20 protein-coding genes are annotated in these 21050 nt (G+C 41.4%); 12 read left to right on the forward strand and 8 right to left on the reverse strand.

Annotated features, from left to right (window positions below; all coding sequences use genetic code 11):
• Together VIK44_RS05265 and galE are read left to right on the forward strand one after the other, a co-directional pair.
• Positions 1-295: hypothetical protein (locus tag VIK44_RS05265; protein ID WP_331552795.1), on the forward strand; the 295-nt coding region annotated here is incomplete at its 5' end.
• A gap of 136 nt (positions 296-431) precedes the next feature.
• Positions 432-1424 carry a UDP-glucose 4-epimerase GalE gene (galE, locus tag VIK44_RS05270; protein ID WP_331552796.1) on the forward strand — a complete coding sequence of 331 codons (993 nt, stop codon included), beginning with the start codon at positions 432-434 and terminating at the stop codon, positions 1422-1424.
• Positions 1425-1433: 9 nt separating this feature from the next.
• On the opposite strand, the gene VIK44_RS05275 is transcribed toward galE, so the two are convergent.
• The 5 genes from VIK44_RS05275 to VIK44_RS05295 form a co-directional block, all read right to left on the reverse strand.
• Positions 1434-1730 (reverse strand): metalloregulator ArsR/SmtB family transcription factor, encoded by a 297-nt coding sequence (locus VIK44_RS05275; protein WP_331552797.1) that lies wholly within the window; start codon positions 1728-1730, stop codon positions 1434-1436.
• Positions 1731-1744: 14 nt separating this feature from the next.
• On the reverse strand, positions 1745-3385 hold the full coding sequence (locus VIK44_RS05280) for an FAD-dependent oxidoreductase (RefSeq protein WP_331552798.1): 1641 nt from the start codon (positions 3383-3385) through the stop codon (positions 1745-1747).
• Between the two features lie 272 nt (positions 3386-3657).
• Positions 3658-4911: a 6-phosphofructokinase gene (locus VIK44_RS05285; protein WP_331552799.1), complete on the reverse strand. Its 1254-nt coding sequence runs from the start codon at positions 4909-4911 to the stop codon at positions 3658-3660.
• A 289-nt stretch (positions 4912-5200) separates the two neighbouring features.
• Positions 5201-5743: a (Fe-S)-binding protein gene (locus tag VIK44_RS05290; protein WP_331552800.1), complete on the reverse strand. Its 543-nt coding sequence runs from the start codon at positions 5741-5743 to the stop codon at positions 5201-5203.
• Entirely contained in the window at positions 5734-6894 is a 1161-nt protein-coding gene (locus VIK44_RS05295; protein ID WP_331552801.1) for an aminotransferase class V-fold PLP-dependent enzyme, read from the reverse strand. The genes VIK44_RS05290 and VIK44_RS05295 overlap by 10 nt, the downstream gene beginning before the upstream one ends.
• 216 nt (positions 6895-7110) lie before the next feature.
• Here VIK44_RS05295 and arsA point away from each other — a divergent pair, with 216 nt between their 5' ends.
• From arsA to VIK44_RS05315, 4 genes are all read left to right on the forward strand, one after another.
• On the forward strand, positions 7111-8826 hold the full coding sequence (gene arsA / locus VIK44_RS05300; RefSeq protein WP_331552802.1) for an arsenical pump-driving ATPase: 1716 nt from the start codon (positions 7111-7113) through the stop codon (positions 8824-8826).
• Positions 8827-8945: 119 nt separating this feature from the next.
• Positions 8946-9305 (forward strand): metalloregulator ArsR/SmtB family transcription factor, encoded by a 360-nt coding sequence (locus VIK44_RS05305; protein WP_331552803.1) that lies wholly within the window; start codon positions 8946-8948, stop codon positions 9303-9305.
• Positions 9306-9331: 26 nt separating this feature from the next.
• Positions 9332-9727 (forward strand): arsenite efflux transporter metallochaperone ArsD, encoded by a 396-nt coding sequence (arsD, locus tag VIK44_RS05310; RefSeq protein WP_331552804.1) that lies wholly within the window; start codon positions 9332-9334, stop codon positions 9725-9727.
• 25 nt (positions 9728-9752) lie between these two features.
• The gene (locus tag VIK44_RS05315; RefSeq protein ID WP_331552805.1) at positions 9753-10769 is read left to right on the forward strand and encodes a radical SAM protein; all 1017 of its coding nucleotides are present in this window, start codon (positions 9753-9755) and stop codon (positions 10767-10769) included.
• A gap of 85 nt (positions 10770-10854) precedes the next feature.
• On the opposite strand, the gene VIK44_RS05320 is transcribed toward VIK44_RS05315, so the two are convergent.
• From VIK44_RS05320 to coaBC, 3 genes are read right to left on the reverse strand one after another with little or no spacing between them, the layout of a single operon-like run.
• On the reverse strand, positions 10855-11331 hold the full coding sequence (locus tag VIK44_RS05320) for a threonine/serine exporter family protein (RefSeq protein ID WP_331552806.1): 477 nt from the start codon (positions 11329-11331) through the stop codon (positions 10855-10857).
• A 4-nt stretch (positions 11332-11335) separates the two neighbouring features.
• Complete coding sequence (locus tag VIK44_RS05325) at positions 11336-12100, reverse strand: threonine/serine exporter family protein (protein WP_331552807.1); 765 nt, start codon at positions 12098-12100, stop codon at positions 11336-11338.
• On the reverse strand, positions 12097-13299 hold the full coding sequence (gene coaBC / locus VIK44_RS05330) for a bifunctional phosphopantothenoylcysteine decarboxylase/phosphopantothenate--cysteine ligase CoaBC (protein WP_331552808.1): 1203 nt from the start codon (positions 13297-13299) through the stop codon (positions 12097-12099). The genes VIK44_RS05325 and coaBC overlap by 4 nt, the downstream gene beginning before the upstream one ends.
• 172 nt (positions 13300-13471) lie before the next feature.
• On the opposite strand from coaBC, the gene VIK44_RS05335 reads away from it, so the two are divergent.
• The 6 genes from VIK44_RS05335 (at position 13472) to cimA (ending at position 21015) form a co-directional block, all read left to right on the forward strand.
• On the forward strand, positions 13472-14098 hold the full coding sequence (locus VIK44_RS05335) for an ECF transporter S component (RefSeq protein ID WP_331552809.1): 627 nt from the start codon (positions 13472-13474) through the stop codon (positions 14096-14098).
• A gap of 203 nt (positions 14099-14301) precedes the next feature.
• Positions 14302-14793: a nucleoside deaminase gene (locus tag VIK44_RS05340; protein WP_331552810.1), complete on the forward strand. Its 492-nt coding sequence runs from the start codon at positions 14302-14304 to the stop codon at positions 14791-14793.
• A gap of 63 nt (positions 14794-14856) precedes the next feature.
• A complete protein-coding gene (locus tag VIK44_RS05345) occupies positions 14857-15993 on the forward strand; it encodes a DUF362 domain-containing protein (protein WP_331552811.1) in 1137 nt (378 codons plus the stop codon).
• A 706-nt stretch (positions 15994-16699) separates the two neighbouring features.
• Positions 16700-17692, forward strand: coding sequence for a ketol-acid reductoisomerase (gene ilvC / locus VIK44_RS05350; protein WP_331552812.1), 993 nt, complete (start codon positions 16700-16702; stop codon positions 17690-17692).
• 172 nt (positions 17693-17864) lie between these two features.
• On the forward strand, positions 17865-19394 hold the full coding sequence (locus tag VIK44_RS05355) for a 2-isopropylmalate synthase (RefSeq protein ID WP_331552813.1): 1530 nt from the start codon (positions 17865-17867) through the stop codon (positions 19392-19394).
• 25 nt (positions 19395-19419) lie between these two features.
• On the forward strand, positions 19420-21015 hold the full coding sequence (cimA, locus tag VIK44_RS05360; protein WP_331552814.1) for a citramalate synthase: 1596 nt from the start codon (positions 19420-19422) through the stop codon (positions 21013-21015).
• Positions 21016-21050 lie beyond the last annotated feature (35 nt).

A 21050-nucleotide genomic window follows, 5' to 3' on the forward strand; every position in this document is an offset into this window, starting at 1 on the left:
TCACGGCATTAAAGGCGGCATGAGCCGAACCCAAACCCATGAAGCTTTTGCCGTGGAATCTGGATACTGGCATTTGTATCGCTTTAATCCAAGTTTAAAAGAACAAGGTAAAAACCCCTTCATACTGGATTCAAAAGAACCAGATATGGATAAATTCACCCAATTCCTGGATTCAGAAGTGCGTTATACTTCTTTGAAATTGAGTTTCCCGGAAGTTTCTGAAACGCTTTATGATAAAGCGAAAGAAGAAGCACTGGAACGTTACAATGGCTACAAACGCATGTCTGAAAACTAAAAATCAACTCAGAAAATCAGAAACCCTTCGGGGTTTCTTTTTATTGGAAATGGATTTAAACCGGAACAAAGGTGTCTTTACAAGTCAGTTCTGGTATAATGGATAAAATGAAATAAAAAGAAATCAGAGGAGACTTATGAAAATATTAGTATGCGGGGGCGCTGGTTATATTGGCTCCCATGTGGTAAGAGCCCTTTTAGATAAACAATATGAGGTTGTGGTTTTGGATAATCTTTCCACCGGTCACCGGGAAGCGGTTCCGAAGAGTGTGGCCCTGGAAAGTGGTGATATCAGGGATACCCGATTTCTGGCTGATGTTTTTAAGAGCCGTGATATCGGTTGTGTCATGCATTTTTGTGCCAATTCACTGGTAGGAGAATCCATGGAAAAGCCTTTGATGTATTATGATAATAATGTTTACGGAACGCTTTGTCTGTTAAAAGCCATGGTAGAATACGATGTGAAAAAGTTTGTTTTTTCTTCCACGGCTGCTGTGTATGGCGAACCAGAAGAAATACCCATCACTGAGAAAACAGCAAAAAAGCCTACCAATACCTATGGGGAAACCAAGTTAGCGGTTGAGAAAATGTTACCGTGGATGGAAAAAGCCCATGGCGTAAAGCACATGATTTTTCGCTATTTTAATGCATCAGGGGCACATCCATCCGGTGAAATAGGAGAGGATCATAATCCGGAGAGTCATCTGATTCCTTTAGTTTTAAAAACTGCTCAGGGTGTTCGTGAGAAGATCGCTGTTTTTGGTGAAGATTATGATACTCCGGACGGAAGTTGCATCCGGGATTATATCCATGTTATGGATATCGCCTCAGCTCATATTTTGGGTATGGAAAAACTTATGGCAGGTGGAGAAAGTGATGTTTTCAATCTGGGGAATGGTAATGGATTTTCAGTGAAGGAAGTCATCGAGCATGCAAAGGGAATAACCCAAAAAAGAATTTTGGTGGAAATGGCAGATCGCCGGTCAGGGGATCCAGGGGTGCTTGTTGCTTCATCTCAGAAAGCCCAAAGCCAGTTGGGTTGGTCACCAAAAAATTCTGAGCTGGATTATATTATAAAAACAGCTTGGGATTGGCATCAAGCACATCCCCAGGGTTATGAAGAAAAATAAATAAAAACATTAAAAGTCCAGGGTATTGAAATATTCAGCGGTGGTCATATCCATGGCATCAAGCAGTGTTTCAATACCCTTTAATTGTACAGAATAATGCATTTCGATACCAATCTTTTCTCTTTTTAAGATGCCGGCTTCCCGGAGAATTTTTAAATGCTGGGAAAGATTGGCTTGGCTATAATCGAAAGACCGATGAAGAACACATACACATAGTGGTCCAGCAAGGAGAAATTTTACAATTTTCAGGCGAATCGGATGTCCCAGAGCTTTGAATATTTTAACAGAAACATCATCGGAATTCATTGGTGACCTCTTTTCTATTCTTCTTTGGTGGCATCAAAAAACGCATAGCCTCCGGAAAGATTATATACTTTTTTAAAATCACGGTTAAGAAGGATGTTTTGGGTGGCGTTGCCGGTAACACCTTTATTGCAGTAAGTTACCACAGGAATGCCCTTATCCAACTTGGGCAGGGTATCACGCAGCTGACTGTGGGGAATATTTACGGCACCGGAAATATGGCCGGCTTTATAATTATCATTAACCCGGGCATCGATAATCTGGTAGTCCTGACCATCATCAACAGTTTTTTTCAGGGACTCGGCTGTCACGAGATCGAGGCCATTATTTAAGACATTATCCAGAATCATTCCGGTGTAGTGGACAGGGTCTTTGGTGGTGGAAAAGGGTGGGGCGTAGCCAAGATCGAGGTTAAAGATTTCATCGACAGTAGCCCCATAGGTAATGAGGGTTACAAAAATATCCAGACGTTTATCAACGCCTTCATAACCAATAATCTGGACACCGAGAATTTTCTGGGTATCTTTATTCGCAATGGCTTTAATGGTCATTTCTCGTCCACCCATAAAGGCCGGCTTATTAGGCTTAATATTATGACATACAACCACATCATATCCGGCTTTTATTGCTTCCGCTTCTGATAAACCAGTACTCCCAACGCTGATATCAAAAACCTGGAAGATACCAGTACCAAGGTTACCGGTATAAATCATGTTACCCCCGGTGATGTTATCACCGCAGATTCGTCCAGTTTTATTAGCCGTGGAGCCAAGGGGACGATAATGCGGTACTTTAGTAACGGCTGACCAAGTTTCCACGCAATCGCCACAGGCATAAATATCGGGATCCATGGTCATCATACGTTCATTCACCTGTATGGCACCAGTAGTTCCCAGGTGGATTCCAGCTTCCTTTGCCAGGGATACATTGGGCTTAACACCCGTTGCGATAATGATCATTTCTCCGGGGATGTGGATGCCATTTTCCAAAAGAACCCCCTGGTTTGTGGTTGCCACGACATTGGCATTCTTGATAACGGGGATGTCTTTTTCCGTAAGAAGGTGCTCAAGGTATTTGGCCATGTCTTCATCGAGATTAGGGGTGATTTGAGGTGCACGTTCAACAAGGATAACCTTTAAGCCAGCCTGGACGAGGTTATCCGCAAGCTCAAAGCCAATGAAGCCGGTACCAACAATCACTGCTGTTTTAGGGTGGTGATTATTCATATATGTTTTAATAGCCATGGCATTTTGAACATTTCTCAGGAAAAATACGTTGTCATTATCAATGCCTTTGATGGGTGGGACAAAAGCACTGGCACCAGTGGAGATGATGAGCTTGTCATAAATATCCTTGAAAGTGTCACCGGTAATTAAATTTTTAACCAACAGGGTTTTGTGGGCAATATCAATTTTCAGAACTTCATGACGGATTAAAATATCAATGTTATATTTTGTCTTAAAAAAAGCGGCATCCCTGGGAACAAGTGTTTCAATGGCAGATACCTTTCCTCCAATAAAGTAAGGAAGACCACAGCCGGAATAAGAAATATCCTGATCTCTTTCATAAATAACGATCTCAGCGTAATCATTATTTCTACGGGCCTTTGCAGCAGCAGATGTGCCGGCAGCCACAGCACCAATGACAATGATTTTCATGTTTATCTCCTTTTGTTCATTAACTTTTCCTAAAAATTTTTGAATAACCTTTAAAATAAATGAATCTTATGATGAGTACATTATAATCATTTACTTAATGAATTGCAATCTTGTTTTCTTTCCTTTCAATCAAAATAAAACCCGTTATGACAAAGTTTTGGAGAATAGGTTTCTTTCTGTATAAAAATGATGATAACAAAAAAGAACTTTCGCAAATAGTATGCTATTTTGCAAAAGCTCTTTTGTATTCCAGAAAATAGAACAGTGGATATTTATATTTCCCGGGTCATGATTTTCTTGAGATTTGCGAACCTGGGAAGACCATCTTCTTTCGGCATTTTGGTTTCTCCCTGAATGAGTGGCAGTGCATAGTCGATGAAAGCCGGCAGCAGGTGGTTACCGGCTGCATTGATCCACTCTCTGGGTATTTTCTTTTCAGCGTTTGCGACATCAATCAGATCAAACATTTTAATACGGCATTGGTACTCTTTTCCGGGAATTCTCTCAAAACCTACCATCTGATCCGTAGCACCCTCAAGCGCAACTTCCAGAGCGAACCTGCCTAACGTATAGGCGTCTTCGATGTCTGTACCTGATGCAATATGGGCGGCGCATCGCTGAGTAAGGCCGAATTCGATACCTCGGACTTTAGTATCGATCTTTGTGCCGGCAAAGTTTGCAAGGCCGGCGGCTAGTCCGCCCATTCTTGAATGGCCAAAAGCATCGGTACTTTTGGTCAGATCGGAAAAATAGGCTGAAATATAAGTGCCGCTTTTGTCCATAATGCCTTCAGAAACAGCGACCAGAACATCGCCATTCTTTTCATAGATTCTGCTCACATCGGCAATGAAATCGGCAAGATCAAAATGGATCTCGGGCAAATAGATCAGATCAGGGCCAAGACCCTTATAGGTGGCCAGCGCGGAAGAAGCGGTCAGCCATCCGGCGTTTCGGCCCATGAACTCCAGGATCGTTATGGAACCGGTTCCATAAACTTTGGCATCTCTGTAGATCTCCATGCAGGATGTGGCAACGAACTTAGCGGCACTGCCGTAGCCGGGGCAGTGATCCGTGCCGATAAGGTCATTGTCGACGGTTTTAGGGATGCCGATGATGCGGCATTCATAGTTGTTCTGGCTCAGATAACTGCTTATTTTGCTGCAGGTATCCATGGAATCATTGCCACCGTTATAGAAGAAATAACGGATATCATACTTTCGGAATATATCGAGAATACGCTTGTAATCCGTGTCATCCACAATGAAATCCTTAAGTTTATAACGGCAGGTTCCAAACTCTGAGGAAGGAGTGTACTTCATCAGTGAAAGCTCATAAGGATCCTCCAGATCCAGATCATACAATTGATCGCCTAAAACACCCTTGATGCCATTTGCAGCACCGTACACCTTTGTGATATGTTCTGAAGCAAGTGCAGCTTCAATGCAGCCAAGGGCACTGGCATTAACTACGGATGTCGGTCCGCCTGATTGACCGATGATGCAGGCACCTTTTAATGGTGTTGTCATGATTTAACTCCTTAAATAACTGAATTCGTTTATTGTAAAACTCGAAAAGGTATAAGATTTTGCCGCTTTTTCGATAAATATCTAAATTTTCTCAGATTTTTCATAGTTGTTTTTCTCGCTTTAAACGTTAGCAAAAATAAAATAACAATATTTTTATTCATAGTATTTATAATAACCCCCATGTTGACATCCGTCAATAGAATTAACAGGTAGATTATTTTATTACTCATAATGAGGTTTTTGATTCGGATTAATAGCATTAAAACTTAGTGTTTGCTGATTAAAGCTTTCAATCAGCTTCTGTCTCATAACCCAGGAGCTGCAGATTTGCTTCCAATGCCTGAAAATTGGAAGCATATTGTTCTTCTTTTACCACTGGACACTGATAAAGGCGGCAGGTTCCTAAAATAAGCTTGGAGGCAAAGGCCATACAGGTAGCCTGACCACAAGCCTTACAATTGGTTTTGGGTAACAGTTTGTACAATTGAATGGCGTTAGGGCGTTCGCGGGTTTCTTCATAAGGTGTAATTTGGCCTTTTCGTTCCCAGGTATCATTAATAAGATCCTTCAGATGATCAATCATTTCATAACATTGGGCTTCATTGGTGAGCTGGGTAGCTGTTAAATTTTCACCACTAATGTTGATAATATGACTTTCGATTTTGTAGGTGAATGTTTTAGCCTGAGGAATGTAAAGCCCGGTTTTAATCTCGGCATTGAGATAGGGAAGAATCTCATAAACAGGATGATCCAGTTTGGCTCGGAATTTAATGCGTCCTCCACCTGTAGTACAAGGTTTAATATAAACTAAACGAATATTTTCTAAATACATGAGTTTTTCTCCTTTATAAATGCATGCAGCCCGTTAACCAGGGCATCAATATGACCGTTTTCATTAAAATAACCGATGCCAATACGACAGGTTCCACGTTTAATGGTGCCAATAAGACGATGAGCACTGGGCGCACAGTGAAGTCCTGAACGGATCATCACATGACAGTTTTGGTCTAAAAAGTAAGCAATCTCTTCCGGGGCGTGGCCTTTTAAATTGAAAGGAATCACCCCAACGGTTTTGGAAGAATCCTGGGGGCCGTAGAGTTCAATCCCCGGGATTTTCTTTAAAGCGTTTAAAGCGTAGTCCATGAGAGCATCTTCTTTACGACGGATATTTTCCAGGCCTTCAGTTTCTAAAAATTCTAAAGCCGCTCCAAGTCCAATGATCCCACTGACATTCATGGTGCCGGCTTCTAAATGGTTAGGGTAATAGTCCGGCTGGTATTCATAGGCGGAATCCCCACCGGTACCACCAGAAATGAGTGGATGGATATCCACGTCACAATTGACCACCAGGCCTCCGGTTCCCATAGGGCCTAAAAGGCTTTTGTGTCCGGTAAAAGCCAACAGGTCGATACACTGTGTCTGAACATCAATGGGTAAAACTCCGGCGGATTGGGCAGCATCCACAAGAAAAAGAATGCCTTTTTCCCGGGCCAATTCACCGATGGCGCCAATGGGTTGGATGGTACCCAAAACATTCGAGGCATGGTTGAAAACAATGAGCCGTGTTTCAGGTTTTATGGAAGAGGCCACATCAGTAATACTGGTTTCTCCCTGGGCTGTTGCGGGCACCACGGTAATGATAATCCCGATATCCCGTTCCAGGGTTTTCAGGCAACGCCATACAGCGTTGTGTTCCAGGGCACTGGTGACAACATGATCCCCGGGTTTTAAAATCCCCTGAAGTGCCAAATTTAAAGATTCGGTTACACAGGAAGTGAAAACAACCGTTTTAGGATCTTTATGATTAAAAAGTTTTGCCAGACTCTTTCGGGTTTGATAGACAAGCCCATCGGCAAGCATGGCTTTTTCATAAGCACCACGTCCTGAGGTGCCACCATTGTTAACAATATAATCATAAATTTTTTCAGGAACACACAAAGGCTTCGGAAAGGTAGTGGCCGCATTGTCTAAATAAATATCCATGACTCGACTCCTTCTATAATTAAATAATGATATTCTTAGTTATACTGTTTATGATAGATGACCCAGAGGCCTACGTCAATAGAAATAACAGTAAAATTGAGATGAATAAAAATAATAGTTGACATAATCATATGAATGTATTATCATATGATTATATAGTTATATGAACAAGAAGTTATGTAAATAGATTGTTGTATCAGAAAGAAGGCAAATGTTATGTATAAAATTTTTACGCCAGACAAGATTGAGTTAACTAAATATTTATTCTATACCGGGAAGGGTGGTGTTGGAAAAACATCCGTGGCCTGTGCCACTGCAGTCAATCTCGCGGATCGGGGAAAAAACGTGTTCCTGGTAAGCACTGACCCGGCATCAAACTTACAGGATGTTTTTGAAACCGAATTAACCGGGCAGGGTGTTCCCATTCATGGTGTTCCAAATCTCATCGTTGCAAACCTGGATCCGATTGAAGCAGCAACAGAATACCGGGAGTCCGTGGTTGGACCTTTTCGCGGGAAGCTTCCAGATGCAGTGATTGCCAATATGGAAGAACAGCTTGCAGGTTCCTGTACCGTAGAGATTGCAGCTTTTAATGAGTTTTCACGGTTTATTACGGATGAAGTCATGAGTAAGAAATATGATCATATTATTTTTGACACTGCCCCGACAGGACACACCTTGAGAATGCTTCAATTGCCAGCCGCCTGGAATAGTTTCATTGATGAAAGCACTCATGGAGCATCATGCTTAGGTCAGTTATCGGGATTAACCGCACAAAAAGAGATGTATGAAAAGGCTGTTAAAACGTTAGCTGATAAAAACATGACCACACTTCTTCTGATATCTCGTCCTGAGACATCGCCATTAGAAGAAGCTGCCAGAGCCTCCCGGGAATTAAAAGACATTGGGGTTGAGAATCAGATCCTTATTATCAATGGGGCGCTTGAAAACTTTGATAAGATCGATACCGTGGCAACCTCTTTTTACAATAAACAGAAAAGTGCAGTTATTAATATCCCGGATAGCATTAAGAACATGGATATCTATATGCTGCCGCTTCGGGGGTACAATGTTTCAGGAATTAAAAATATTCGGCGATTGTTCACAGAAGATGACATGATTGAGGGTGAAGGTATTAATCAACTTAAAGAATTACCAGGTTTAGAAAAACTCATTGAAGATTTATACAGAACAAACAAGAAAGTTATTTTCACCATGGGTAAAGGTGGCGTTGGAAAAACAACCGTTGCCGCTGCCATTGCCCTGGGCCTTTCAAAATTCGGACAAAAGGTTTATCTGACCACCACTGATCCGGCAGGCCATCTGAGCGTCGCGTCCATGGGAGGAGAAAACATTGTTGTGATTAATGTGGATGAGGATGAAGAACTCCAAAAGTATCATGATGAGGTTATCGGAAAAGCCAAAGCAAATAACATGAGTCAGGCAGATATTGACTATATCGAAGAGGATCTCAGGTCCCCCTGTACCCAGGAAATTGCAGTATTCAGAGCCTTTGCAGAAGTTGTTGATAAAGCAGAGGATGGCGTGGTTGTCATTGATACCGCACCCACCGGACATACCTTATTGCTATTAAACTCTACTGAAAGCTATCATAAGGAAATGGAACGTTCCAACGCAGATATTCCGGAATCAGTAATGAAGCTGTTACCACGGCTTCGAAATCAAGAAGAAACCGAGGTCGTTATTGTTGCTCTTCCCGAGGCAACACCGGTTCTTGAAGCCATGAGGTTGGAAGAAGATTTAAAACGAGCCGGTATTAACAGCAAATGGTGGGTCATGAATGCCAGCCTGTCGGCAACAGATACGAAGGATGCATTTTTAAGGGTTCGGGCAAACAATGAGGCGAAATGGATTAATCAAATAGCAGAAAATACCCAGGGAAACTATGTTGTCATTCCCTGGGAAAAATAAATAAATCTTGACTGAATGAGATAAAATCTGATCGGGTATTGTTGGCTTTTATGTGTTAAAATAATGGGATTCCAAGAGTAACCTTGTGCTATGCTTTGTTAAGAAAGAGGTCAGTATCTATGACAATTGTTGAAATAATTAAGATCTTATCCGATACGAACCGTTTAAGAATTCTTAATCTCCTATATGGTCGGGAGTTGTGTGTATGTGAGTTGGAATACCTATTGGGGATTTCCCAATCTAATTTATCAAAGCATTTACGGCTAATGAGCGTTTTGGGTTTTTTGGAAAGTCGACGGGAAAATAAATTTGCATATTATCGTATTAATGATGTGGTTTTAGAGGAGCATCCTTTTTTAAAAACCGTCTTTGAAATTGAATTGAAAAGAGAAGATATTTTAATGGAAGAGCTTAAAAAACTCGGAGTTTATCAGAAAAGTGAATTAACCTGTCAAAACATTAGTGCATTAATTCAATAAAAAAATAAAATTAAATGGAGAATAAAATGAGTAAAATAGAAATTTTTGATCCTGCAATGTGTTGTTCAAGTGGTGTATGCGGCCCAGGTGTTGATAAAGAGCTGTTAAGGGTATCTGCAATTATTAATGCATTAGAAGCCAACGGTAAAAAGATCACACGATACAGCCTTTCAAATGAGCCACAGGCTTTTGTGGATAATCAACCAGTGAATGAAGCATTAAATAACGGCGGCACTAACGCCCTTCCCATTACAGTGGTGGATGGTGAAATAAAAAAGATGGGATCCTATCCATCAAATGCGGATCTGGCTGCATGGTCAGGGATAACCGATGAAGAACTTACCAGCATGAATACCAAGGTTAAAAAAGACGATGGCGGTGGATGTTGTGGTAGCGAAAAAGATGGCAGCTGCTGCTGTTAATAAATAATAAAGGATAGGGGATATTATGGAGTTAAATCGAGTTTATATTGAACTTACCAATCGGTGCAATCTCAATTGTGAGATGTGTTTCAGACATACCTGGGATTCCATTGAAGGAGATATGGATTTGGAGTTACTTAAGTCCATTCGAGAACAGGTCAAAGAGTTTCCGGAATTAAAAGAAGTTTTTTTTGGAGGGATTGGAGAACCGACGGTATATCCCCACTTTAAAGAGGCCGTTGAATTATTTGAAGGGTACAAACTCTTATTAACCAGTAATGGCATTATGGATGAAGAAACCGCTCAGTTGATTTGCGAAAAATTTCAGGAGGTTTACTTCTCAGCAGATCAGTATCATGAAGACAGCCAGGGTGTTAAGGACCAATTAATTGCGACCTTTGAGTATTTCTCGAATTATCATAAAAGAACACGGTCATCTACACCTCAAACTGGGATTGCTTATGTACTCACCAAAAGCAACGCAGGAGCCTTGTTTGATTTGCTTGATATGATGCGTCATTACGGTATCCATCGTCTGTCCCTTTCACATCTCCTGCCCATAGTGGAAAAGGGTAGTGATGATATATTCTACACCCGTTATGATAATCCGGAAGGAAAAGCTTTCTTAGAAAAGATCTTTACTTACCGAGATATTAAAATCAACATTCCAGATATGGAATTAAAAACCGAACGCCGTTGCAGCTTTATTGACAAAGGGTATATTTACATCGATTTTAACGGAGATGTAATATCCTGTTATCGTTTGGCAAACAACTATGACGAATATGTTTTTGGTGCAAAAAAAAAGGTTATGAAACATTCTTTTGGAAATCTGAAAGAGAAAACCCTTAAAGAAATCATTGAAGGCAAAGAATATCAGGACTTCTGGAACACTGTTTATAACAATCAGTTTCCTTCTTGCATTGATTGTGATTTAAGAGGAGGGTGCAGTCTGGTAGAGGATACTCAATACGATTGTTACTTTAACACGCCGTCTTGTGCTGACTGCCTGTGGACAAGAAATATTATTCGTTGCCCATGAAAAATAAAAAAGAGAACACCCGGGAAGTTTTTGCTTTCCGGGTGTTCTCTTTTATCCTGCTTTGCTTAATAAAACAGGAAAGATTTTATTCTTTGCAGGGAATAGCTGATTCCTTCTTTCTTCTTTTTCTGTTGAGCATCACTTTTCGAATGAGGTTAATTGAAGAGGAAATCAAAATAATCCCCATGGCCAGTGCAGCCGAAATCCCAAGGGTGTGGAGACCGGTGGTAATACCAAGATCGATATCGTTGTGGATAAAATCCAGCATTGTGTAATAGACTCCTCCTCCAGGAACCAATGGAATCAGTGCCACAGCCAGATATACAGTGGTAGGCGATTTGGTGACCCGTGCCATCATTTCTGCATACAGGGAAATGGCCATGGTTGCCAATAGGGACAAAGCAACATCATTTGAAATGATGAACTGGAACAAAAGATAGGTTAACTGTCCGATAAAACCACCAATGGCAGAAAGTAACAGTTTATTTTTTGAGATATTGAAAACCATAGCAAAAGCAAGGGAGCCTCCAAAGGCGTAAAGACATGGTGCAAAATAAGCCATTGATTCACACCCCCCAGATCGGACTCAAAAGACTGAGCGGAATAGCGACACCTGTGGCGATGCCGGCACCGATTAACAGGGCTTCAACACCTTTCATTATACCTGAAAGATAATCACCGGCAATGATATCACGAATAGAATTTGTGATGGAAAGCCCTGGAACCAGGGTCATAATGGAGCCAATGATAATGGCATCCACATGGCTGGTTAGTCCCAGTCTTGAAGCAGCCAGAGCAACCGTAGCAGCAATAAGCCCACCGACAATGTTAATGAAAAAGATATTTCCTTCCAGGCGTGCCATGAAATCCATTTGCAGTTTAATCCCAAAACCAATGATAAAGCCAATACTGCTGTCCTGAAAAGTCCCTCCAAAAAATAGGCTGAACATTTGTGCCACGAATGCGAAGGCCAAAACCTGAAGGTAATAGGGATACGGAGGAGAGCTGTTAATAGTATGGATTTCGGTTAGAATTTCACTGTAGGATAAATCTTCATAGCAAACCCGGCGAGAAAGATTATTAATAAATTCAACTTTCTTAAGGTCAATACCGCGAGCATGAATCCGGCGTGTCCGGGTAATGTGTTTCCCGTTACCGATTGTAATTCCCAGAATAATGTTGGAAGGCAAAACAAAGATATCAGTATCACAGGCCCCCATAGCCATACAGATACGGTGCATGGATTCATCAACCCGATAGGTTTCAGCGCCATTGGAAAGGAGCACAATTCCAATTTCCATGGCAACATGGCTGATTTGAGAGCCTGTCATTTCAGTTCATCCAGAATAGCATCAAGGACCTTGTGGGCAACAGCATCTTTGGATAAAAGAGGGAGTGCCTGGGTTTTTGCTGTGGTGATAATGGTGACACGGTTGGTAGAGGTATTAAATCCGGCACCTTTTTCCTTTAAATTATTGGCAACCATCATATTGACATTTTTGCTATGGAGTTTGCTGACGGTATTTTCGATGACGTTTTGGGTTTCCATGGAAAAACCGCAGAGAAATTGATCGGTACGTTTTTTCCCTCCCAATGTTTTTAAAATATCAATGGTTGGAGACAAGAGTATTTCAGGATGCCCGTAAATTTTTTTAATTTTTTCTTTAGCGACATTCAATGGCTTGAAATCTGCAACGGCAGCGGCTTTAATAACAATGTCGGTACTTTCAAAATGATCCATTACGGCGGCACACATGTCGCTTGCAGAAAAAACCGATACGACTTTAACAAAGGCAGGTGGTTTAAGGGCTGTTTTACCGGTAACCAAAGTAACTTCTCCGCCGCGAAGCATGGCGGCATTGGCCAGAGCATATCCCATTTTTCCACTGGAATGGTTGGTGATATAGCGAATGGGATCAATGGCCTCACCGGTAGGCCCGGCAGTGACAAGGATTTTTTTGCCAGTGAGATCTTTAGGATAGGCAAGCTCACAAATGATGTGGTTCAAAAGCAAATCTTCATCCGGAAGTCTTCCAGCGCCGATGTCTTTACAGGCGAGAATGCCAGTGGCCGGGTCGATGATTTTATAACCATAATCTTTGAGCTTTTTCAGATTATCCTGGACAATGGGGTTTTCATACATCGCTGTGTTCATTGCCGGCGCAATAAGCTTTGGGCATCGACAGGCCATGATAGTGGTGGTAAGCATTTCATCAGCGATGCCGGCGGTAATTTTTCCAATGATGTTGGCAGAAGCCGGTGCAACCATAAAGAGATCTGCTTTTTTTGCCAGAGCCACATGAGCCACTTCGTAATTAAGGTTACGGTCAAAGGTATCCACAATTGTTTTATTGCCTGTCAGGGTTTCAAAGACTAAAGGAGAAATAAATTCCCGGGCATTTTTTGTCATAATCACCTGGATATCACAGCCTAATTTAGCCAGGCTGCTGGCAACATTCGCCATTTTATAGGCGGCAATGCTTCCGGTAATTCCAAGGACAACGGTTTTATTTTTTAATAAATTTTTCATAGAGCTTCCTTTGCATGATGTTTTTTCTTGATTGGCCAATTAGGGTCCTATTCATTATACCAAAGGAAAGGGTTAAGAGAAACATAAGTTTTGCTTGAATTTTAATTAAAATACGGTTAAAATAAAGTTGCATTGTATCCGGCCGGACTGGAACGATAGCAGGAGGTATCAAATGAAAAATGCAAAGACCAGTGATTTGGTTAAAGTTTCTCTTTTTGTGGCCATTATCGTTCTTATGGCAGCGACACCATTTTTGGGTTACATTCCACTTGGATTTACACGAGCGACGATTATTCACATTCCCGTTATTATTGCCAGTATTCTTCTGGGACCCCGTTATGGCGGTTTCCTCGGTTTTGTTTTCGGATTGACCAGCCTGATCAATAACACCTTAAATCCGACAGTGACATCCTTTGTTTTCACCCCCTTTTATTCATTGGGAAGTTATTCCGGAAATTTCTGGAGTCTGGTTGTTGTGTTCGTACCTAGAATTCTGGTAGGCATTACCCCGTACTATATTTATAAGGGAATGAAAAAAATTAACAACAATGACACATTGGCATTAGGTATTGCAGGGGTTGGCGGTTCATTGACGAACACCCTTTTAGTGATGAATTTTATTTATCTGTTTTTCGGCCGCAGCTATGCCCAGGCGAAAGATGTTTCTTTTACAGGTCTTTATAACATAATTTTGTCAGTCATTGCAATTAATGGCATTCCCGAAGCCATTGTTGCAGCGATACTAACCATCGCCATTTGTAAAGCATTGATGAGATATACATCGAGAACCGCATTATAAATAAACGTGATCATAGAAAAACAGTCTTCATAACAAGATTAACCGCTTTTGGATGTGAAATCCGAAGGCGTTTTTTTTACCCAATCATAAAAAAATAATCAATACGGGATTATCGCTTTTCATAATCATAAAAAAAATATATAATAAACCTACAAACATAGGAATGTAAAAAAAATTAATACCTGAATGATCGGCGGAAGCGAATGAAAGAAAACAATAAAAGTGGGAGTTTAATAATACCGGTCTCGAAAAGCTTCCAGGAATATATGGCCATAGCCATTGAAATGGCAAGAATAGGAGGGGCCATTGGAGAGATACCGATTGGAGCCGTACTCATCTGCAACGGCGAAATCCTGGCAAAGGCCCACAATCAGAAAGAATGCTCAGCCGACCCCACAGCCCACGCGGAAATGCTGGTTATCCGGCAAGGTGCAAAAAAGCTGGGACGATGGCGTTTGGACGATTGCAGCCTGTTTGTAACTGCCGAGCCCTGTGTTATGTGTATGGGTGCTATTATTCAAGCCAGAATTCCAAAGCTTATCTATGGTGCCACCGAAAAAAAATTTGGTGGCGTGGAATCCACAGCCTCTTTGGGAAAACATCCCATGCTTCCCAGGCATATGGAAATTTACGGTGGGATCTGTGAGGAGGCCTGCGAAGAGCTGCTGAAGACTTTCTTTGAAAATAAACGATAGCAATTTATTTAGGAATATTTTTATGTTAAAATGAAATCATTTGAAATCATGGAGGAAAGTTCAATGAATGAAAAATCAAAAGTATATTTTACAAACCTGAGAACCACCGGTTCTAATAATATTTTACAGAAGCTGAAAAAACTTGTTCTGGAAGCGGGTTTAGGTGAGATTGATTTTGAAAATAAATTTACAGCCATTAAAATCCATTTGGGAGAACCGGGAAACCTTGCTTATTTGCGACCGAACTTTTCAAAAGTAATGGTTGAATTAATTAAAGGCCAGGGTGGAAAGCCCTTTTTAACGGATTGCAATACCCTTTATGTGGGACGACGAAAGAATGCTCTTGAGCACATGGATGCCGCCTATGAAAATGGCTATAATCCTTTTGTAACCGGCTGTCATGTCATCATTGCTGATGGTTTAAAAGGCACCGATGATATCGAAGTACCTCTGGAAGGCGGAGATTACGTTACTGAAGCAAAAATTGGCCGTGCCATTATGGATGCGGATGTACTGATTTCGATGACTCATTTTAAAGGCCATGAAGCCACGGGTTTTGGCGGAACCCTTAAAAATATCGGTATGGGATCCGGATCTCGTCGGGGTAAAGTGGAAATGCATTCTGCCGGGAAGCCTTTTATAAAAGAAGAAAAATGCCGAAGCTGTAAAATGTGTTCAAAAATCTGTGCGATGAATGCGATTTATTATGGTGTTGACGATGGGAAGGCAACCATTGACCATGATAAATGCGTGGGTTGCGGCCGTTGTATGGGCATTTGTTCTTTTGATGCCATTGCAGTGCCTTTTGACCAAAGTAATGATATTCTTAATAAGAAAATAGCAGAATATGCCAAAGCAACCATTAACGGCCGGCCGCAATTTCATGTGAGCTTTGTCATTGACGTTTCACCCTACTGTGATTGCCATGTGGAAAATGACATGCCCATTATTCAGGATGTTGGTATTTTTGCATCCTGCGACCCGGTGGCACTCGACATGGCCTGTGCCGATGCGTGTAATAAAGCACCGATTATTAAGGGAAGCTATTTAGAGGACCAGATTCATCATAACCATGTGCAACATCCCGAAGAAAAGGATCGCTTTACAGTTACCCATCCAAACACAAACTGGGAAGTTTGTATTGCGCATGCTGTGAAAATAGGCTTAGGAAGCAGTGAGTATGAAATGATTGAAGTCTGAAAGGCGAAAGTAAATTTCCCGGGTTGTGTTTTTGTTTCTGAAAAAAAGAAATTTTGGTGAGCAAAGCAGTAACCGATATCATAACTTCTTTCATGTTTTAGCATTGACAAAGTTAAAATAAATAGATATAATAATTGAAATAATACAAAATACATAAATAAAATAATAGCGATGACCAAGAGAAAGATACCAAAAACTGAATTTAAGAGAGTTGGAGAATGGTGTGATTCCAATAATTCGGTGGTATGTAATACTCGCTTGCGAGCTGCTGACCTGAAAGTTTACCAAACAACTAGGGAAGGCCGTTATCCTTTGAGGATTGTCGACGTTAAATGACTATGGTTAAGTACGATTAGTCGTGTTTAGACCAGATAAGGAAATAGCCGTAAGGTGGTTTCATATTAGAGTGGTACCGTGGGTAACTTATCCGCCTCTGTTTTTCACAGAGGCGGATTTTTGACGTTTTGTCCAAATTTTAATTTGGCTAACAAAACTAATGCATGGATTAGCAGCTGCCATATGGGCTGCTAATATCGTAGACGTTTTGTCCAAAGTTCCTAAAACTTTGGCTAACAAAACTAATGCATGGGTTGACAGCTGCATTATGAGCTGTCAATATCGTAGACGTTTTGCATATAATAATCACTCATTGAGTGATTTTATATAATTAAGAAAGTTTTAAAGATTTCAAGGAGGAAATTAACAAATGGCAAAATTATTTTATGATGTGGATTGTAATCTCGGATTATTAGACGGAAAAACCGTTGCTATTATCGGGTATGGCAGCCAGGGACACGCCCATGCGCTGAATTTAAAAGAATCCGGTGTTAATGTAGTGGTTGGCCTTTATGTTGGAAGCAAATCATGGCCAAAAGCAGAAGCGGCAGGACTCAAAGTAATGACTGCAGAAGATGCTACTAAAGCAGCAGATATTGTTATGGTACTTCTTCCTGATGAATTACAGGCAGCGATTTATAAAGAAAGTATTAAGCCAAACCTTTCACCAGGAAATTATCTGGCATTTGCCCATGGATTTAACATTCATTATGGACAAATCAAACCACCGGCAGATGTCAATGTATTTATGATCGCACCAAAAGGTCCGGGACATACTGTCAGAAGTCAGTATCAGGAAGGCAGAGGCGTACCAAACCTTATTGCAGTTCACCAGGATCCAACCGGAAACACTCATGATATTGGATTGGCATACGCATCCGGTATTGGCGGAGGTCGTGCCGGGATTTTAGAAACAACATTTAAAGAAGAAACTGAAACTGATTTATTCGGGGAACAAGCCGTTTTATGTGGAGGTGTTACAGCCCTGATGAAAGCAGGTTTTGATACATTAGTTGAAGCAGGATACCAACCTGAAAGTGCCTACTTTGAATGTGTCCACGAAATGAAACTGATCATTGATTTAGTCGTCCAGGGCGGCTTAGGCTACATGCGTTATTCTATCAGTGATACAGCCGAATATGGAGATTATATCACCGGAAGTAAAATCATTACCGATGAAACTAAAAAAGCGATGAAGGGTGTTCTTTCTGATATTCAGGATGGTACATTCGCTCGTAACTGGATCCTTGAAAATCAGGCAAACCGTCCATATTTCAATTCCGTTCGTAGAATTGAAACTGAAACACAGGTTGAAAAGGTCGGAGCTGAGCTGCGTACCATGATGTCCTGGATTAAGAAATAATAGGATTAGAACCAGAATCAACAAAATAAAACACTCATAAAGGGCAGAAGTTCTTCTGCCCTTTTTTGTAAAAAAAATTACCTAGATTTTATCAAAAATCACAAATAAATTAAGTAATTGCGAAATTCACGGTACTTTCGCAATTACTTATAAATAAACAGGAGGAGATGCAATGAGCAGAATTATTCAAATATTTGATACCACCCTTCGGGATGGGGAACAATCACCTGGCTGCAGTATGAATTTAAAAGAAAAATTAGAGATGGCAAAACAGCTCGAACGACTAAAAGTTGATGTCATTGAAGCAGGATTTGCCATTGCATCTCCCGGAGATTTTGAATCCGTTCGCCTGGTTGCCAATGAGATAAAAAACGCCACCGTTGCCAGTCTGGCACGAAGCACCGAGAAAGATATTACCGCTGCCTATGAGGCTTTAAAGGGTGCGGTAAACCCGCGGATTCATTTTTTCCTGGCTACCTCGGATATTCATATGGAGTATAAACTTCAAATGACCCCTGAAGCAGTTTTGGAAAAAGCAGTGAAAATGGCAGCCTTTGCCCGAAATCTTTGCGGAAACGTTGAATTCTCGGCAGAGGATGCATCCCGTACCCGTCCGGAGTTTCTGTACCGGGTTTTGGAAGGTGTTATTAACGAAGGCGTTAACGTCGTTAACGTTCCTGATACGGTAGGGTATACGACCCCCGGGGAATACTTTAAATTCATTCAAGGGATTAGAAATAATGTACCAAACATTGACAAGGCTACTATTTCCGTTCATGTTCATGACGATTTGGGATTAGCGGTTGCCAACAGCTTATCAGCCATTCAGGCCGGAGCAGGTCAGGTGGAATGTACCGTCAACGGGATTGGAGAACGTGCCGGAAATGCAGCCCTGGAAGAAATTGTGATGGCATTAAAAACCCGGAATGATGTATACCACGCGGATACTAACATTGAGACAACCCAAATTTATCGATCCAGCCGTTTGTTATCCAAGTTAATTGGTATCAGAGTACAGCCTAACAAGTCCATTGTCGGAGAAAATGCTTTTGCCCATGAATCAGGGATTCATCAGCATGGCATGATGGCGAATAAAGAAACCTATGAAATTATGACACCGGAATCCATCGGTTTAAAACAAAACAAAATGGTTCTTGGCAAGCACTCAGGCAAACATGCCTTTGAGGATAAGCTGAAGTCTCTGGGCTATAAACTCACATCTGAAGAAATTGTTGAGCTCTTTGATCAATTCAAGATTTTGGCTGACAAGAAAAAAATTATTTTGGATAAAGATATTTTGGCTCTTGTTGAACAAAAACAATTGGCAATCCCCGAGGTTTATACCCTGGATCGCTTTATCATCAGCACCGGAAATACCATTTCTACAGCGGCTACCATTCGTTTAAAGAAAAACGGAGAGCTCATCGAAGGGGTGTCTCTTGCCGATGGTCCGATCAGTGCCGGATTTAAGGCCATTGGGGTTTTAGTTAATTGCGATTTAACTTTGGTTGATTACGGGGTTGAAGCCGTGACTGACGGTACTGATGCTCAGGGTGAAGCCCATGTTAAAATTTCAGATGGGTCCCATTTTTACCATGGACGGGGTTTAAGCACGGATATCATTGATGCCAGTCTAAAAGCCTATGTGGACGCAGTGAACCAGATGCTTTATATCAAGGATACTCAGGAGAGTAAAGCTTAAGAAATACGATGAGGAGGAGATTTTGATGTCTGAAAAAATAATAATCTTTGATTCAACCTTAAGGGATGGTGCCCAGGCAGAAGGAATTTCCTTTTCGGTAGAAGATAAGATTCGGATCATGGAGACTTTGGATAAAATCGGCGTGGATTATATTGAAGCAGGGAATCCTGGTTCTAATCCAAAGGATATTGAATTTTTTAATCGGATAAAAGGCAGAGGCCTCAGACATGCTAAGCTTGTGGCTTTTGGAAGCACCTGCCGTGGCGGTATTTCGGTAGAAGAGGATGCCAACCTTAAGGCCATTCTCGAAACCCAAACCCCGGCAGTGTCGATTTTTGGAAAAAGCTGGACCTTTCATATAACAGACATTATCAAAACAACCTTAAAGGAAAACCTTCGGATGATTGAGGATACGATGGCTTACCTTAAAGCTATGGGTAAGGAAGTCACCTTCGATGCCGAACATTTTTTCGATGGCTATAAAGCAGATCCGGTTTATGCCATTGAAACCTTATTGGCGGCCCAGGCTGGAGGCGCCGATTGCCTGGCACTTTGCGATACCAATGGCGGAACCCTTCCTTTCGAGGTCCGGGATATTGTCATCGATGTTCGAAAAAAACTGGCTATTCCTTTGGGAATCCATTGTCATAATGACAGCGGCATGGCAGTAGCCAACAGCATCATGGCAGTTCAGGCTGGCGTGCGCCAGGTCCAGGGAACCTTTCTTGGTTACGGTGAGCGTTGCGGCAATGCAAATCTTTCCTCGATTATTCCAAATCTTCAGCTGAAAATGGGGTACGATTGTCTCACTGAAGCTGAACTGCTGAAGCTGACCTCTTCGGCCATTCGGATTGCAGAAATTTCAAATTATGTTCTGAGCGGCAGAGAACCTTTTGTCGGGAAATCTGCTTTTGCCCATAAAGGAGGGATGCACATTGATGCAGTCATGAAAAACCCCCAATCTTTTGAACATATTGAACCTGAAGCAGTAGGGAATGAACGACGAATTCTCATGTCTGAGGTTTCCGGTCGGAGCACTATTATCCAGCTGATCAAAGAAGTGGATCCTAACCTAACGAAAAAATCCAATGAAACCACCCAGGTGATGAACCGGATTAAGGAATTGGAATACCAGGGCTATCAATTTGAAGGAGCAGAAAGCAGTGTGAAACTTCTGATCCTCAAGGAGCTGGGAAAATACAAGCCATTTTTCGTATTGGAAGATTTTAAGACCATTGGGGAACAGCCTCATAATAAAGAAGCCCTGAGTGCCTCGGCAGTGGTAAAGATTAATGTGGGCGGACAATCGGAAATTAATGCTGCCGAGGGCGATGGTCCGGTCAATGCCCTGGATAAAGCTCTGAGAAAAGCTTTAGAAGTTTTTTATCCCAGCATCAGAGAGGTACGGCTTACTGACTTTAAGGTCCGGGTGATTGATTCAAAATCAGCCACGGCATCCAAGGTAAGGGTACTGATTGAAAGTACGGACGGTATTGACATCTGGTCAAATGTCGGAGTATCCACTGATATTATTGAAGCGAGTTTGATTGCACTCATCGATTCAATTGAATATAAACTGCTCAATGATATTGAGCGCAACCAAAATAATAGTGATGAATAAAAATAAATTGAAAAATTCGAAAGGAGATGAGTGAC

The organism is Acetobacterium sp. (assembly GCF_036508315.1).
Taxonomy (GTDB): domain Bacteria; phylum Bacillota; class Clostridia; order Eubacteriales; family Eubacteriaceae; genus Acetobacterium.

Coding starts and splice junctions, on each gene's coding strand:
- arsD (WP_331552804.1), top strand. CDS start 9,332: ATGAGTAAAATAGAAATTTTTGATCCTGCAATGTGTTGTTCAAGTGGT.
- ilvC (WP_331552812.1), top strand. CDS start 16,700: ATGGCAAAATTATTTTATGATGTGGATTGTAATCTCGGATTATTAGAC.
- VIK44_RS05335 (WP_331552809.1), top strand. CDS start 13,472: ATGAAAAATGCAAAGACCAGTGATTTGGTTAAAGTTTCTCTTTTTGTG.
- VIK44_RS05280 (WP_331552798.1), bottom strand. CDS start 3,385: ATGAAAATCATTGTCATTGGTGCTGTGGCTGCCGGCACATCTGCTGCT.
- VIK44_RS05320 (WP_331552806.1), bottom strand. CDS start 11,331: ATGGCTTATTTTGCACCATGTCTTTACGCCTTTGGAGGCTCCCTTGCT.
- VIK44_RS05315 (WP_331552805.1), top strand. CDS start 9,753: ATGGAGTTAAATCGAGTTTATATTGAACTTACCAATCGGTGCAATCTC.
- arsA (WP_331552802.1), top strand. CDS start 7,111: ATGTATAAAATTTTTACGCCAGACAAGATTGAGTTAACTAAATATTTA.
- VIK44_RS05275 (WP_331552797.1), bottom strand. CDS start 1,730: ATGAATTCCGATGATGTTTCTGTTAAAATATTCAAAGCTCTGGGACAT.
- VIK44_RS05290 (WP_331552800.1), bottom strand. CDS start 5,743: ATGTATTTAGAAAATATTCGTTTAGTTTATATTAAACCTTGTACTACA.
- VIK44_RS05325 (WP_331552807.1), bottom strand. CDS start 12,100: ATGACAGGCTCTCAAATCAGCCATGTTGCCATGGAAATTGGAATTGTG.
- cimA (WP_331552814.1), top strand. CDS start 19,420: ATGTCTGAAAAAATAATAATCTTTGATTCAACCTTAAGGGATGGTGCC.
- VIK44_RS05305 (WP_331552803.1), top strand. CDS start 8,946: ATGACAATTGTTGAAATAATTAAGATCTTATCCGATACGAACCGTTTA.
- VIK44_RS05340 (WP_331552810.1), top strand. CDS start 14,302: ATGAAAGAAAACAATAAAAGTGGGAGTTTAATAATACCGGTCTCGAAA.
- VIK44_RS05285 (WP_331552799.1), bottom strand. CDS start 4,911: ATGACAACACCATTAAAAGGTGCCTGCATCATCGGTCAATCAGGCGGA.
- VIK44_RS05345 (WP_331552811.1), top strand. CDS start 14,857: ATGAATGAAAAATCAAAAGTATATTTTACAAACCTGAGAACCACCGGT.
- galE (WP_331552796.1), top strand. CDS start 432: ATGAAAATATTAGTATGCGGGGGCGCTGGTTATATTGGCTCCCATGTG.
- VIK44_RS05295 (WP_331552801.1), bottom strand. CDS start 6,894: ATGGATATTTATTTAGACAATGCGGCCACTACCTTTCCGAAGCCTTTG.
- VIK44_RS05355 (WP_331552813.1), top strand. CDS start 17,865: ATGAGCAGAATTATTCAAATATTTGATACCACCCTTCGGGATGGGGAA.
- coaBC (WP_331552808.1), bottom strand. CDS start 13,299: ATGAAAAATTTATTAAAAAATAAAACCGTTGTCCTTGGAATTACCGGA.